The sequence below is a fragment of the Aurantimonas sp. C2-5-R2 genome (assembly GCF_036549495.1).
In the GTDB taxonomy this organism is placed as follows: Bacteria; Pseudomonadota; Alphaproteobacteria; order Rhizobiales; family Rhizobiaceae; genus Aurantimonas; species Aurantimonas coralicida_A.
Genome location: NZ_JAZHLJ010000009.1, coordinates 56,016 through 70,028 on the forward strand (window position 1 = coordinate 56,016; position 14,013 = coordinate 70,028).

A 14,013-nucleotide genomic window follows, 5' to 3' on the forward strand; every position below is an offset into this window, starting at 1 on the left:
AGGCTGAGGGCGCGGGGCTTCCGTCAGGAGGTCTATCTCACCGACCAGAACGGGCAGAGCTGGATTGCCAGCTATACGCTGGAACGCCAGGTGGACGGGTCGATGAAGATCACCGGCTGCGCGATCCGCAAGGGCGACGATCTCGCCGCCTGAACGGCTCAGGCGCGCGGTGGAATGTCTCCCCGCGCCCAATCGGCCTCGGTGGCCGCGGCGAAGTCGGCGAAGCGCCCGGCTTCGATCGCGTCCCGGATGCCGGCCATCAGCGACTGGTAGTAGGCAAGGTTGTTCCAGGTCAGAAGCATCGAGGCGAGCGCTTCATTGGAGCGCACCAGATGGTGCAGATAGGCGCGCGAATAGTCGCGCGAGGCCGGACAGTCCGAGGCCTCGTCGAGCGGGCGCGTGTCTTCCGCGTGGCGGGCGTTCTTGAGGTTCACCTTTCCGAAGCGGGTGAAGGCGAGCCCATGCCGGCCCGAGCGGGTCGGCATGACGCAGTCGAACATGTCGATCCCCCGCGCCACCGAGCGCAAGATGTCGTCCGGCGTGCCGACGCCCATCAGATAGCGAGGCTTGTCCGCCGGCATGACGGGAAGCGTCTCGTCGAGCGTCTGGAGCATCACCGCCTGCGGCTCACCGACCGCGAGACCGCCGACGGCATAGCCCTTCAGATCCATCGCCGCCAGCCGCTCGGCCGAGCGAATCCGCAAGTCGATGGCGTCGCCGCCTTGCACGATGCCGAACATGGCCTTGCCGGGCTGGTCGCCGAAGGCGGTGGCGCAGCGTTCGGCCCAGCGCAGCGACATCTCCATCGCCCGTTCTATCTCGGCCCGTTCCGCCGGCAGCCGAATGCACTCGTCGAGCTGCATCTGGATGTCGCTGCCGAGTAGCCCCTGGATTTCGATCGCCCGCTCGGGCGTCAGCGCGTATTCGGAGCCGTCGACATGGGAGCGAAAACGCACGCCAGTCTCGTCGAGCTTGCGCAGTTTTGCCAGCGACATCACCTGGAAGCCGCCGGAATCGGTCAGGATCGGATGCGGCCAGCGGGCGAATTCATGCAGGCCGCCGAGCCGGGCGACGCGCTCGGCACCCGGCCGCAGCATCAGATGGTAGACATTGCCGAGGATGATGTCGGAGCCCAGCTCGCGCACCTGATCCAGATACATCGCCTTGACCGTGCCGGCGGTTCCAACCGGCATGAAGGCCGGCGTGCGCACCGTGCCGCGCGGCATGGTGATTTCGCCGCGCCGCGCCTTGCCGTCGGTGGCGAGCAGCCGGAACTGAAAGGATTCGCTCATTCCGGCACCCGATCCAGCAGGCAGGCATCGCCATAGGAATAGAAGCGGTAGCCCGTTTTGATGGCGTGGGCGTAGGCCGCCTGCATGGTCTCGAAGCCCGAGAAGGCCGAGACCAGCATGAACAGGGTCGAGCGCGGCAGGTGGAAGTTGGTCATCAGTCTGTCGACAGCCTTAAAGCGATAGCCGGGGGTGATGAAGATGTCGGTGGAGCCGGTGAAGGGTTCGATGATGCCATCGTCGCGCACCGCGCTTTCCAGAAGCCGCAGCGACGTGGTGCCGACAGCGACCAAGCGTCCACCGGCCTGGCGCGCGGCATTCAGACGCTGCGCCGTCGCCGCGCCGATCCGACCGATCTCGGCGTGCATCCGGTGCTCTGCCGTATCTTCCGCCTTGACCGGCAGAAACGTGCCTGCCCCGACATGGAGCGTCAGATATTCGGTTCCAATGCCACGTTTCGACAGTTGGTCGAGCAACGCGGGCGTGAAATGCAGGCCGGCGGTCGGCGCCGCCACGGCTCCGTCCTCGCGGGCGTAGATGGTCTGGTAGTCGGCCCGGTCGCGCTCATCGTCCGGCCGCTTGGACGCAATGTAGGGCGGCAAGGGAATGTGCCCGACCACTGCGATCGCCTGGTCCAGCGCCGGACCGGAGCGGTCGAAGTGCAAGGTTGCCTCACCGTCGTCGCCCCTGTCCTCGACGGCCGCATCGAGCGTGCCGGAAAGGCCGTCGGTTTCGTCAGGGCCGAAGGCGAGATGGTCGCCGACCCGCACCCGCTTTGCCGGGCGCAGAAAGGCCCGCCAGCGATCCGGCGCGACGCGCATGTGCAGCGTCGCAGAAATGCGCGCCCTGCCCTCGCCGTCCCGCGCATCCGGCCGCTGGCGCACGCCTTCGAGCTGGGCCGGGATGACGCGGGTGTTGTTGAAGACGAGCACGTCGCCCGGTTCGAGCAGCGACGGCAGATCCCCGACGTGACGGTCGCCGAGCGTGCCGTCCGCGCCGACGGCAAGCAAACGCGCGCTCTCCCGGGGCGACGCGGGCCGCAAGGCGATGCGGTCTTCCGGGAGCTCGAAGTCGAACTGATCGACGCGCATGCTGGGCCAGCCGGATCTGTGAATCATGACGGCGGCGGATCGAACAGACCCGCCGTCCGCAACGACATGGATGGAATACACGTGAGCGGCGCAAAAGCGGAAAACCGGTTCCCAGTTTTCCGCATTCGGCGCTAGAGGTCGGACGCGACCCGCATGGTAGTGATCGAATCGGGATCGCTCACCGGCTCGCCGCGCTTGATCTGATCGATATTGTCCATGCCCTCGACGACCTCGCCCCACACGCTGTACTGGCGATCGAGCCACGGGGCCCGGTCGAAGCAGATGTAGAACTGGGAGTTCGCCGAATTCGGGTTGGCGGTGCGGGCGGCCGAGACCGTACCGCGCTTGTGCGGCTCGGCCGTGAACTCGGCCTTCAGGTCCGGCTTGTCGGAGCCGCCGGAACCGGTTCCCGTGGGATCGCCGGTCTGGGCCATGAAGCCGTCGATGACGCGGTGGAAAACAACGCCGTCGTAAAAACCTTCGCGCGCGAGCTCCTTGACGCGCGCCACATGGGCGGGCGCGAGGTCGGGTCGCAGCTTGATGACCACGCGGCCCTTCGTCGTCTCGAGTACCAGGGTATCGTCGGGGTTATCGTGCGCCATCTTGCTCTCCTTGCTTGTCGTATCTCGAAAACGGGAACGGCCCGGATCTAGCCCGGACCGTATCGGTGGAGCCTCTTTGAGCGGATTCGCTCCAAGGCACAAGGTTTGCCGCCGTCAATCGGCGGCGGCTTTTAGATCACTTGCCGTCGGCGGCAACGCTGACCTTGATCATCTTGTCGGGGTCCTGCACCGTGCCGTTCTGAGCGGAGTCGCCCTTCTTGATGGCGTCGACATTCTCCATGCCCGACACGACATCGCCGACGATCGTATACTGGCCGTCGAGGAAATCGCCATCGGCCAGCATGATGAAAAACTGGGAATTTGCCGAATTGGGGTCCTGCGAGCGGGCCATGCCGACGGTGCCGCAGTCGAAGGTCTCGTCGGAGAACTCGGCCTTGAGGTCCGGCTTGTCGGAGCCGCCCATGCCAGTGCCGTCAGGATCGCCCGTCTGGGCCATGAAGCCGTCGATGACTCGGTGGAAGACGACGCCGTCGTAGAAGCCCTCGCGCGCCAGTTCCTTGAGCCGTTTGACGTGCTCGGGCGCGAGATCTGGGCGAAGGCCGATCTCGATGTCGCCGGTCTTCGTGGTGATGACCAGGGTGTTTTCGGGATCTGATTGCTGCGCTGACGCGAGACCCGTGAAGGATGCGGCGGCGATCGACACGGCCAGGCCGAGTGTAGCGAAAAACTTCATGCGAGATGGTTCCCAGATTGTGGCGCCCGCGGTTCGCGTCAGGCGACTTTTCCTCGTATCGCTTCCGCGACGTTTCCGGGCACGAACGGCGTAACGTCCCCGCCCATCATGGCGATTTGGCGGACCAATGTGGCGGTTATGGGCCTTGTCGCAGGCGAAGCCGGAAAGAAGATTGTCGCAACCTCCGGCCGCATGACGCCGTTCATCCCGGCCATCTGCATCTCGTAATCAAGATCGGTTCCGTCGCGCAGGCCGCGGACCAACGCCACTGCACCGGCGTCACGCGCGGCCTCGACCACGAGCCCATCGAAGGCGACGACGCGGATCGGGCCGGTGTGGCCGGTAATGGATTCCGTCTCGGCACATTCGGCGATCAACCGGGCGCGCTCATCGAAGCTGAACATCGGTTGCTTGCCCGGATGGACACCGATGCCGATGACGACCTCGTCGAAAATCGCCACCGCCTGACGCAGAATGTCGAGGTGACCGTTGGTGATCGGGTCGAAGGATCCAGGGTAAAACGCGCGTTTCATGGCTTCGAATATCCTGTCCTTGCCAAAGAAAAATTCGGAAGAGGCCCAGCGGAGACCCCCACGCGGATGAACGGTTTATGAACCACTTCCTGTGCCGTCGTTCAGCTCGCGGAGTTTATATGGAACAAATTCGCCGCTACCGGGTTTTTAAAGCGAACAACGGAGTATTGACATGCTGGTTTTCGCGCTTGCCCTCGCCATGATCGTCACCCTGCTTTCCGCAACCGCCATCACGCTCCATAGCGAGTCGCAGAACGTGCGCGTCAAAGCGACTGCCCGCCGGACCCGCTTCATGCAATAGACGCCGCTCACCGAGCGAGCCGGCCGCGCGTATCCTCGCCGCGGCGCAGACATCAGAAAGCCGTCCGGAATCGCTCCGGACGGCTTTTATGTTTGTGAATGCACGCGCGTCGAACCTGAAACGTCAGGACGTCTCGCCTTCAGGGCCGCCATCGCTCGCGACATCGTCGTCCGCCTGTGGCGCTTCCGTCTCCTCCGCGTCATCGGCGCCCTGATCGGGAATCCGCTCCACCGAAACGACACGCTCGCCCTCGGCCGTCCGGAAGATGGTGACGCCGCGCGTCGCCCGACCGGCAATGCGGATGCCTTCCACCGGCACCCGGATCAGCTGACCCCGATCGGTGACGAGCAGAATCTGATCGCCGTCCTCGACCGGGAAGCCGGCGACAAGATTTCCGATCTCGCTCGCTTTCGACAGATCGGTGGCGCGGATGCCCTTGCCGCCGCGACCGATGGTGCGGAAATCATAGGACGACGAGCGCTTGCCATAGCCGAACTCGCTCAGCGTCAGCACGAATTCCTCGTTGGCGCTGAGGAAGCCATAGCGCTCCTGGTCGATCGCGACGTCCTCGACGCCCTCCTCCTCGACCACGGTCTCGGCGGCGGCTTCGCCCTCGACGGCGCGGCGCATCTTCAGATAGGAGGCCCGCTCGGCCGGGGTGGCATCCACATGACGCAGGATCGCCATCGAGATGACGGTATCGCCCTTGGCGAGCGCGATGCCGCGGACGCCGACCGAATTGCGGCCGGCGAAGACGCGCACATCGGTCGTCGGGAAGCGGATGCATTGGCCGGAGGCCGCCGTCATGAACACGTCGTCGTCTTCCGAACAGGTGGCGACGGCCAGGATTTCGTCGCCCTCCTCGTCCAGTTTCATCGCGATCTTGCCGTTGCGATTGACCTGCACGAAGTCGGACAGCTTGTTGCGGCGAACCGTGCCACGGGTCGTCGCGAACATCACGTTGAGTTCGGCGGCCGCCTCGGGATCGCTCGGTAGCGGCAGGATCGAGGTGATGCGCTCGCCCTTTTCCAGCGGAAGCATGTTGATCAGCGCCTTGCCACGCGCCTGCGGGCTCGCCAGCGGCAGCCGCCAGACCTTTTCCTTGTAGACGATGCCGCGCGATGAGAAGAACAAGACCGGCGTGTGCGTGTTGGCAACGAACAGCCGGGTGACGAAATCCTCGTCGTTCTTCAGCGACATGCCGGATCGGCCTTTGCCGCCGCGCCGCTGTGACCGATAGGTGGTCAGGGGAACGCGCTTGATGTAGCCGCCATGGCTGACAGTGACGACCATGTCCTCACGCGGAATCAAATCCTCGTCGTCCATGTCCGCCGCCCCTTCGGTCAGCTCTGTGCGGCGCGGCGTCGCGAACTCGTCGCGCACGGCGATGAGTTCGGCCTTGATGATCTCGCGGACCTTGGTGCGCGAGGAGAGGATTTCGAGATACTCCTTGATCTCCTCGCCGATCTTGTTGAGCTCGTCGCCGATTTCGTCCCGGCCGAGCGCGGTCAGGCGCTGGAGGCGCAGATCGAGGATCGCCCGTGCCTGGGCTTCCGACAAGCGATAGGTGCCGTCCTCGGCGATGCGGTGGCGCGGATCGTCGATCAGCCGGATCAGCGGGGCGACGTCCTTGGCTTCCCATGCGCGGGCCATCAGCTGTTCGCGCGCCGTCGCCGGGTCCGGCGCGGCGCGGATCAGCTTGATGATTTCGTCGATATTGGCCACGGCAATGGCCAGGCCGACGAGAACGTGGGCCCGCTCGCGCGCCTTGCGCAGCAGGAACTTGGTGCGCCGGTTCACCACCTCCTCGCGGAAGGCGATGAAGGCCGACAGCATGTCGATCAGCGTCAGCTGCTCCGGCTTGCCGCCATTCAGCGCGACCATATTCGCGCCGAAGGAGGTCTGCAGCGGCGTGAAGCGGTAGAGCTGGTTGAGGATGACGTCGGAGGACGCGTCACGCTTCAGTTCGATGACCACACGGTAACCGTCGCGGTCGCTCTCGTCGCGGATGTCCGAGATACCCTCAATGCGCTTGTCGCGCACGAGATCGGCCATCTTCTCGATCATCGAGGCCTTGTTCACCTGATAGGGAACCTCGGTGATGATGATCGCTTCGCGGTCGCCGCGCATCGGCTCGATGTGAGCCTTGCCGCGCATCAGGATCGAGCCGCGGCCGGTAGAATAGGCGGACAGGATGCCCGCACGACCGAGAACGATCGCCCCGGTCGGGAAATCCGGACCAGGAATGAATTCCATCAACTCTTCCAGCGCGATCGCAGGATTGTCGATCATCGCCACGCAGCCGTCGACGATCTCGCCGAGATTGTGCGGAGGAATGTTCGTCGCCATGCCAACGGCGATGCCGCCGGAGCCGTTGACGAGAAGGTTCGGGAAACGCGCCGGAAGGACGACCGGCTCCCGTTCGCGGCCGTCGTAATTGTCCTGGAAGTCGACGGTCTCCTTGTCGATATCCTCGAGCAGCGCCTCGGAGACCTTGTAGAGCCGGGTCTCGGTATAGCGCATGGCCGCCGGCGGATCGCCGTCGATCGAGCCGAAATTGCCCTGCCCCTCGATGAGCGGCACGCGCAGCGACCAATCCTGCGCCATTCGCACGAGGGCGTCGTAGATCGAGGAATCGCCGTGCGGATGGTATTTACCCATCACCTCACCGACGACACCGGCGGACTTGCGATAGGGCTTGTTGAAGCTGAGGCCCATCCCGTGCATGGCGTAGAGGATGCGCCGATGCACAGGCTTCAAGCCATCGCGCACGTCCGGAAGCGCACGGCTGACGATCACGCTCATGGCGTAATCGAGATAGCTGCGCTGCATTTCCTCGATGATCGAAATGGAGTCGATACCGCTGGGGCGTTCCGGCGGCGTCGTGTTGTCGTCGTCTTCGGCCAAAATCATGTCCCGGTAGGCTTGAAATTCATTGCTTGGCTATAGCGCGAATGGCGCGTCAAGGGCAATTCCCGCGGTCGTTGTCGGCGGCGAATTTGTCTAACTATTTCAATCGTTTGCGCGAGTGGCAAAAGAAACCTCCAACGACGTCCGACACATCCGCCGAAAACCGGCGCGAATTGGCGAGAATCAGCCCGTCGGATCGTTCGCTCGACGGCGATGGCGAACGTAGCGGTTGACGACCGGTCGGCACCTGCTACCCAGAATGCTGGATCACCGGACGGCTGGAATATGTTCGATCTTCTTCTCAGCGGCTTTGTCACGCTCTTCGTCATCCTCGATCCGCTCGGGCTCGTGCCCCTGTTCCTGGCGGTGACGCCGGGCGTGGGGGCTGCCGAACGACGCCGCATCGCGCTCCGGGCCTGCATCATCGCCTTCGTGATCCTGACCCTGTTCGGGCTTGCCGGTCTCATGCTGCTCGAAGGTCTCGGCATCACACTCGGCGCCTTCCGCGTGGCGGGTGGCCTGTTCCTGTTTTGGATCGGCTTCGAACTGGTCTTCGAGAAGCGAAAGGAACGCCACGAGCGCAGCGCCAATCGCGCGGTGGATGATCCGGATGTGGCTGACGTCGCCGCCTTTCCCCTGGCGATCCCGCTGATGGCGGGACCGGGCGCGATTTCGGCCGTGATCCTGTTGTCCGGTGCGGTCCCCAGTCTGGCCGGACAGGTCGGCCTCGTGGTCGTGGTTTTCACCGCCCTCGCGGTCACCTTCGGCTTTCTCGCGGTGGCGGACCATTTCGACCGCTGGCTTGGCGCCACCGGCCGCGCGGTGATTTCCCGGCTCCTGGGCGTGCTCCTGGCCGCATTGGCGGTGCAGTTCGTCGCGGATGGAATCGCGGCATTGGTTCAATCCAGCCTGAGCATCGCCACAGCCGGCTAACCGGCAAATTCGCGCCGCCGCCGCTTCAGCGTCCGGGGATCACTACCGTCTTGCCCTGTCCGTCGCCATGGATGTTGTCGTGGCCGCGCACCAAAACCTCGCGAACTCCGTCGGGAAGCGCGATCCCCGATTGGCTTCGGGTGAAGGGTTGTTCGTCCGTGTGGGGATGGAGCAGCGTCCGGGTCCCGTAGACCGTCCCGTCCGACCACGTCCCAGCGGTCGGCGTAGTGGTCCCAGCCTTCGTCGGCGTGGCGAAGCGTCACCGCGAAGCCGAAGGCGCCGCCGTTTTCAGGCGTGACGCGGGCCGCTTCCACGGTCACCTCGCCCGCCGTCGCAACGCTGAACGATGCGACGGCGGCGCCAGCCAGGCAGACGATGCCGAGCGCGCCAAAGGTTCGAATCGGCCGTCTCCTCCGATTCAGAACGGGATTTCGTCGTCGAGATCGCGCGACGATCCCCCACCGCCGCCGCCCTGGTCGTAACCGCCGCCGCCGGATTTTCCGCCGCCACCGGAGCCGCCGCGCGCGCCGCCGCTCTGGTCATAACCGCCGCCACCACCACCGGAGCCGCCGCCTTCGCCGCGACTGTCGAGCATCTGCAGTTCGCCGCGGAAGCGTTGCAGCACGACTTCCGTCGTATAGCGCTTCTGCCCCGACTGGTCCTCCCAGTTGCGGGTCTGGAGCTGGCCCTCGATATAGACCTTCGCGCCCTTCTTCAGATATTGCTCGGCGACCTTCACGAGGTTCTCGTTGAAGATCACGACATTGTGCCACTCGGTCTTTTCCCGGCGCTCGCCGCTATTCTTGTCCCGCCAGCTTTCCGAGGTGGCGATCCGCAGATTGACCACCGCGTCGCCGGAGTTCAGGCGGCGGATCTCCGGATCGGCTCCGAGATTTCCGACCAGGATCACCTTGTTCACGCTGCCTGCCATTATCGAACTCCATGCTTTAAAACCGGCGCGATCCTATCCGACCACGCGAAGGGGCGAAAGGACGCAGGCGCACTCGTCCACCGCTGAAAACGCTCTGCGTCCGTTTGCGCGATTTCCCGGCGCCGGCCGTATGCGCTTGGCTGACTCACTTTAGCCTGCTAAGAACAAAAAAAGAACATTATTGAAATCGAGTCAATGGCGGGCCGCCTTGGAAGAGTCGCCTGGACGACTTAAGTAGGCTCGGTCTCCCAATCACAAGGACCGCCGGACGCGTCATGGCCGAACTGAAGACGATCTCCATTCGCGGCGCGCGCGAGCATAATCTCAAGAACGTCGATCTTGACCTGCCGCGCGACACATTGATCGTCATGACCGGCCTGTCGGGCTCGGGCAAGTCGTCGCTGGCGTTCGACACGATCTATGCCGAAGGGCAGCGGCGCTATGTCGAGAGCCTGTCGGCATATGCCCGCCAGTTCCTCGAGATGATGCAAAAGCCCGATGTCGATCAGATCGACGGGCTGTCGCCGGCGATCTCGATCGAACAGAAAACGACCTCGAAAAACCCGCGTTCGACCGTCGGCACCGTCACCGAAATCTACGACTATCTGCGGCTGCTGTTCGCGCGCGTCGGCGTTCCCTATTCGCCCGCCACCGGCCTGCCGATCGAGAGCCAGACGGTCAGCCAGATGGTCGACCGCGTCCTGGAACTCGACGAGGGCGCCCGTCTCTATCTGCTGGCCCCCATCGTGCGCGGCCGCAAGGGCGAATACCGCAAGGAACTGGCGGAACTGCAGAAAAAGGGCTTCCAGCGGGTCCGCGTCGACGGTGAGTTCTACGACATTGCCGACGCGCCGGTCCTCGACAAGAAGTACAAGCACGATATCGACGTGGTGGTCGACCGTATCGTCGTACGGGGCGACATATCCGCGCGCCTTGCAGATTCAATGGAGACCGCGCTGGGTCTCGCAGATGGGCTGGCGGTGGCCGAATTCGCCGACGGCGTCGACGAGAACGGCAAACCGCGGCAACTGGTGTTTTCGGAAAAATTCGCCTGCCCGGTTTCGGGCTTCACGATCCCGGAGATCGAGCCGCGCTTGTTTTCGTTCAACAATCCGTTCGGCGCCTGTCCGCGCTGCGACGGCCTCGGCTCGCAGCGCGCCGTCGATCCCAAGCTGATCGTCCCCAACGAGGCAGTGACGCTGAAGGGCGGCGCGATCGCGCCCTGGGCGAAATCGACCTCGCCCTATTACGCCCAGACGCTCGACGCGCTCGGACGCACCTTCGGCTTCAAACAGACCGACAAATGGTCGGAGCTGCCGGATGACGCCCAGAACGCGATCCTGAACGGCACCGGCAAGACCAAGATCGAATTCCGCTACAATGACGGAATGCGATCCTACAAGACGACGAAAAGCTTCGAGGGCATCGTGCCCAATCTCGCGCGCCGCTGGAAGGAGACCGATTCGGCCTGGATGCGCGAGGAGATCGAGCGCTTCATGTCGGCGACCCCCTGCCCGGCCTGCGGTGGCCATCGGCTGAAACCGGAGGCGCTGGCGGTCAAGATCGGCGGATGCCACATCGGCGAGGTGACCGAGCTGTCGATCCGCGCGGCTGGCGACTGGTTCGAGGCGCTGCCGGCCAAACTCAGCGACAAGCACAATCAGATCGCCGTGCGGATCTTGAAGGAAATCCGTGAGCGGCTCCGCTTCCTCAACGATGTCGGGCTCGAATATCTGACCCTGTCGCGCTCATCCGGAACCCTATCCGGCGGCGAAAGCCAGCGCATCCGCCTCGCCTCGCAGATCGGCTCGGGGCTCACCGGCGTTCTCTATGTCCTGGACGAGCCGTCGATCGGCCTGCATCAGCGCGACAATGAGCGGTTGCTGGTCACGCTGAAGCACCTGCGCGATATCGGCAACACCGTCATCGTCGTCGAGCATGACGAGGACGCGATCCTGTCGGCCGATTATGTCGTCGATATAGGGCCGGCGGCTGGCATCCATGGCGGCGAGATCATCGCCTCGGGCACGCCCGCCGAGATCAAGGCACATCCGAACTCCCTGACCGGGCGCTATCTGTCCGGCGATCTCGGCGTGCCGGTGCCGGAAAAGCGCCGCAAGCCGGTCAAAGGCAAGCGGCTGAAGGTGGTCGGCGCGCGCGGCAACAATTTGAAGGACGTCACCGCCGAGATTCCGCTCGGCCTATTCTCCTGCGTCACCGGCGTCTCCGGCGGCGGCAAGTCGACCTTCCTGATCGAGACACTGTTCAAGGCGGCGGCCCGCCGCATCGCCAACGCCCGTGACGTACCGGCCGAGCACGACCATATCGAGGGTCTGGAACATCTCGACAAGGTCATCGACATCGACCAGTCGCCGATCGGCCGCACCCCGCGCTCGAACCCGGCGACCTACACCGGCGCGTTTACGCCGATCCGTGATTGGTTCGCCGGGCTTCCAGAGGCCAAGGCCCGCGGCTATCAGCCCGGCCGGTTCTCGTTCAACGTCAAGGGCGGACGTTGCGAGGCGTGCCACGGCGACGGCGTCATCAAGATCGAAATGCACTTCCTGCCGGATGTCTACGTCACCTGCGACGTCTGCCACGGCAAGCGCTACAATCGCGAGACGCTGGAGGTGACCTTCAAGGAGAAGTCGATCGCCGACGTTCTCGATATGACCGTCGAGGAAGGCGTCGACTTCTTCGCCGCCGTGCCGGCGGTGCGCGACAAGCTCGCCACGCTGAACGAGGTCGGGCTCGGTTACATCAAGGTCGGCCAGCAGGCGAATACGCTGTCGGGCGGCGAGGCGCAGCGGGTGAAGCTCGCCAAGGAGCTGTCGCGCAAGGCGACCGGCCGGACGCTCTATATTTTGGACGAGCCGACGACTGGACTGCACTTCCACGATGTCGCGAAGCTTTTGACCGTGCTGCACGACCTCGTCGACCGCGGCAACACGGTCGTCGTCATCGAGCATAATCTCGAGGTGATCAAGACGGCCGACTGGGTGGTGGACATCGGGCCTGAGGGCGGCGACGGCGGCGGCGAGATCGTCGCGTCCGGCACACCGGAGGATATCGTCAAGGCCGAGCGCTCCTATACCGGGCAGTTCCTGAAGGGTCTGCTGCAGCGGCGCCCGCATGTGAGCAGCGTGGCAGCCGAGTAAGCGACCTCAATTTCCTGTGCGAGGATCAACCGGTCAAAAGAAGCCCGTAGTTCGCCCGGCCATCTACCACACCGTTTTTGTTCCGAAATCGGTGAAACGCGGATCATTGGTCGCAAGCACCAGGTCTTCGATCTCGGCCTGAGCTGCGAGAATGCGATCGAACGGATCGCGATGCGCTCCGTCCATCAGTCCGGCGCGCGCCGCGTGGCGCGCGGCAATCGGGATGATCGGCAGATCCTGGTCGCGCATCACTTCTTCGAAGGCTGTCGCCATCGGCCCGACTTCCGGCCACTTTCCGAGCCGGAACTTCGTCGCTGCCTCGAGGGCGGAGACCGCGCTCACGAAGACCGCGTTGTCGGTATCTTTCAGCAGATTCCGGATTGTGGCGGACAGCCGCGGGTGGTCCAATAGCCACCACGCCAAGGTGTGCGTATCGAGAAGCAATCTCATTTATCGGGTTCAAACGAATATTTACCGTCCCACGCCTGCAATTCGTCCTCCGGAAGGGGGTCGAAGACATTGTCCGGAACCTTGAACATGCCCTTCAGCGCCCCTGGAATACGCTCCTTCTTTCGCATTTCGCCGACGGGAACCAGCTTGACCGCAGGTTTGTCGCGACGCGCGATGACAATCTCCTCGCCTGCTTCGGCGCGAGCCATGAGTTTGGAGAGTTCGGTCTTGGCCTGATGAACCGTGAAAGTCGCCATGAATTGCAATATAGCTAATCGCTTAGCTAAGAACAAGTGGAGTGCGCCATGACCCAATCAGCGGCTATCCGCGCCGGCATCGGCGGCTGGACCTTCGCGCCCTGGGAAGGCTCGTTCTATCCTGATGGTCTGCCGAAAAAGCGTCAGCTGGAATATGCCGCCTCGAAGCTGACAACGATCGAGGTCAACGGCACCTTCTACCGTTCGCAAAAGCCCGAGACCTTCGCCAAATGGGCGAGCGAGACGCCGGACGGCTTCGTCTTCTCGCTCAAGGCGCCGCGCTATGCGGTCAATCGCAAGGTGCTGGCCGAGGGCGGCGAATCCATCGACCGCTTCGTGCGCTCGGGCATCGTTGAACTGGGCGACAAGCTGGGGCCGATCCTGTGGCAGCTCGCCGGCACCAAGCGCTTCGAGCCGGACGATTTCGGCGCCTTCCTCAAATTGTTGCCGAAAGACATCGACGGAATCCGGCTGCGTCACGCGGTTGAGCTGCGCCACGAAAGCTTCGTGTGTCCCGAGGCGCTGACGCTGTGCCGTGATGCCGGCGCCGCCATCGTCTACGCGGAAAGCGCCGATTATGCCGAGATCGCCGATATGACATCGGATTTCGTCTATGCGCGGCTGCAGAAGGGCAATGCCGAGATCGAGACCGGCTATCCGTCCGATGCACTCGATCGCTGGGCCGAGCGGGCACGGCTCTGGGCGACGGGCGGCGAACCGGACGACCTGCCACGCGCCGATCCGCAAACGCATGCCGCGAAGACGCCGCGCGAGGTGTTCGTCTACTTCATCCGCGAGGGCAAGGTACGGGCGCCGCAGGCGGCGATGGCGTTGATGGAGCGGCTCGGCAACCGCTGAGCAGGC

14 protein-coding genes are annotated in these 14,013 nt (G+C 64.1%); 5 read left to right on the top strand and 9 right to left on the bottom strand.

What is annotated here, in order from left to right; translation table 11 throughout:
* Positions 1-63: 63 nt before the first annotated feature.
* On the top strand, positions 64-153 hold the full coding sequence (locus tag VQ044_RS06550; protein WP_327646196.1) for a hypothetical protein: 90 nt from the start codon (positions 64-66) through the stop codon (positions 151-153).
* Positions 154-158: 5 nt separating this feature from the next.
* Here VQ044_RS06550 and tgt read toward each other — a convergent pair whose 3' ends face one another.
* The 5 genes from tgt to coaD form a co-directional block, all read right to left on the bottom strand.
* Positions 159-1,292: a tRNA guanosine(34) transglycosylase Tgt gene (tgt, locus tag VQ044_RS06555; protein WP_327646131.1), complete on the bottom strand. Its 1,134-nt coding sequence runs from the start codon at positions 1,290-1,292 to the stop codon at positions 159-161.
* Positions 1,289-2,380 (bottom strand): tRNA preQ1(34) S-adenosylmethionine ribosyltransferase-isomerase QueA, encoded by a 1,092-nt coding sequence (gene queA, locus VQ044_RS06560; protein WP_327646133.1) that lies wholly within the window; start codon positions 2,378-2,380, stop codon positions 1,289-1,291. The genes tgt and queA overlap by 4 nt, the downstream gene beginning before the upstream one ends.
* 131 nt (positions 2,381-2,511) lie before the next feature.
* A complete protein-coding gene (locus tag VQ044_RS06565) occupies positions 2,512-2,982 on the bottom strand; it encodes a peptidylprolyl isomerase (RefSeq protein WP_327646134.1) in 471 nt (156 codons plus the stop codon).
* Positions 2,983-3,118: 136 nt separating this feature from the next.
* Complete coding sequence (locus VQ044_RS06570) at positions 3,119-3,676, bottom strand: peptidylprolyl isomerase (RefSeq protein WP_327646135.1); 558 nt, start codon at positions 3,674-3,676, stop codon at positions 3,119-3,121.
* Between the two features lie 38 nt (positions 3,677-3,714).
* A complete protein-coding gene (gene coaD / locus VQ044_RS06575; RefSeq protein WP_327646137.1) occupies positions 3,715-4,209 on the bottom strand; it encodes a pantetheine-phosphate adenylyltransferase in 495 nt (164 codons plus the stop codon).
* 172 nt (positions 4,210-4,381) lie between these two features.
* Here coaD and VQ044_RS06580 point away from each other — a divergent pair, with 172 nt between their 5' ends.
* Positions 4,382-4,510, top strand: coding sequence for a hypothetical protein (locus VQ044_RS06580; RefSeq protein WP_327622129.1), 129 nt, complete (start codon positions 4,382-4,384; stop codon positions 4,508-4,510).
* A 123-nt stretch (positions 4,511-4,633) separates the two neighbouring features.
* Here the strand turns inward: VQ044_RS06580 and gyrA are convergent, their stop codons facing one another.
* Positions 4,634-7,417, bottom strand: a complete 2,784-nt coding sequence (gene gyrA / locus VQ044_RS06585; RefSeq protein ID WP_442872868.1) for a DNA gyrase subunit A — start codon at positions 7,415-7,417, stop codon at positions 4,634-4,636.
* Positions 7,418-7,705: 288 nt separating this feature from the next.
* Here gyrA and VQ044_RS06590 point away from each other — a divergent pair, with 288 nt between their 5' ends.
* Entirely contained in the window at positions 7,706-8,353 is a 648-nt protein-coding gene (locus VQ044_RS06590; RefSeq protein ID WP_327646141.1) for a MarC family protein, read from the top strand.
* A 418-nt stretch (positions 8,354-8,771) separates the two neighbouring features.
* On the opposite strand, the gene VQ044_RS06595 is transcribed toward VQ044_RS06590, so the two are convergent.
* Positions 8,772-9,284, bottom strand: coding sequence for a single-stranded DNA-binding protein (locus VQ044_RS06595; RefSeq protein WP_327646143.1), 513 nt, complete (start codon positions 9,282-9,284; stop codon positions 8,772-8,774).
* A 275-nt stretch (positions 9,285-9,559) separates the two neighbouring features.
* Here VQ044_RS06595 and uvrA point away from each other — a divergent pair, with 275 nt between their 5' ends.
* Positions 9,560-12,442, top strand: a complete 2,883-nt coding sequence (gene uvrA / locus VQ044_RS06600) for an excinuclease ABC subunit UvrA (RefSeq protein ID WP_327646144.1) — start codon at positions 9,560-9,562, stop codon at positions 12,440-12,442.
* Positions 12,443-12,505: 63 nt separating this feature from the next.
* Here the strand turns inward: uvrA and VQ044_RS06605 are convergent, their stop codons facing one another.
* Entirely contained in the window at positions 12,506-12,892 is a 387-nt protein-coding gene (locus tag VQ044_RS06605; protein ID WP_327622123.1) for a type II toxin-antitoxin system VapC family toxin, read from the bottom strand.
* On the bottom strand, positions 12,889-13,149 hold the full coding sequence (locus VQ044_RS06610; protein WP_327622269.1) for a type II toxin-antitoxin system Phd/YefM family antitoxin: 261 nt from the start codon (positions 13,147-13,149) through the stop codon (positions 12,889-12,891). The genes VQ044_RS06605 and VQ044_RS06610 overlap by 4 nt, the downstream gene beginning before the upstream one ends.
* 48 nt (positions 13,150-13,197) lie before the next feature.
* On the opposite strand from VQ044_RS06610, the gene VQ044_RS06615 reads away from it, so the two are divergent.
* Positions 13,198-14,007: a DUF72 domain-containing protein gene (locus tag VQ044_RS06615; RefSeq protein WP_327646146.1), complete on the top strand. Its 810-nt coding sequence runs from the start codon at positions 13,198-13,200 to the stop codon at positions 14,005-14,007.
* Positions 14,008-14,013 lie beyond the last annotated feature (6 nt).

Bases quoted from the DNA above. Each gene is read 5' to 3' on its own strand.
- tgt (WP_327646131.1), bottom strand. From the start codon at position 1,292: ATGAGCGAATCCTTTCAGTTCCGGCTGCTCGCCACCGACGGCAAGGCG.
- queA (WP_327646133.1), bottom strand. From the start codon at position 2,380: ATGCGCGTCGATCAGTTCGACTTCGAGCTCCCGGAAGACCGCATCGCC.
- VQ044_RS06565 (WP_327646134.1), bottom strand. From the start codon at position 2,982: ATGGCGCACGATAACCCCGACGATACCCTGGTACTCGAGACGACGAAG.
- VQ044_RS06570 (WP_327646135.1), bottom strand. From the start codon at position 3,676: ATGAAGTTTTTCGCTACACTCGGCCTGGCCGTGTCGATCGCCGCCGCA.
- coaD (WP_327646137.1), bottom strand. From the start codon at position 4,209: ATGAAACGCGCGTTTTACCCTGGATCCTTCGACCCGATCACCAACGGT.
- VQ044_RS06580 (WP_327622129.1), top strand. From the start codon at position 4,382: ATGCTGGTTTTCGCGCTTGCCCTCGCCATGATCGTCACCCTGCTTTCC.
- VQ044_RS06590 (WP_327646141.1), top strand. From the start codon at position 7,706: ATGTTCGATCTTCTTCTCAGCGGCTTTGTCACGCTCTTCGTCATCCTC.
- VQ044_RS06595 (WP_327646143.1), bottom strand. From the start codon at position 9,284: ATGGCAGGCAGCGTGAACAAGGTGATCCTGGTCGGAAATCTCGGAGCC.
- uvrA (WP_327646144.1), top strand. From the start codon at position 9,560: ATGGCCGAACTGAAGACGATCTCCATTCGCGGCGCGCGCGAGCATAAT.
- VQ044_RS06605 (WP_327622123.1), bottom strand. From the start codon at position 12,892: ATGAGATTGCTTCTCGATACGCACACCTTGGCGTGGTGGCTATTGGAC.
- VQ044_RS06610 (WP_327622269.1), bottom strand. From the start codon at position 13,149: ATGGCGACTTTCACGGTTCATCAGGCCAAGACCGAACTCTCCAAACTC.
- VQ044_RS06615 (WP_327646146.1), top strand. From the start codon at position 13,198: ATGACCCAATCAGCGGCTATCCGCGCCGGCATCGGCGGCTGGACCTTC.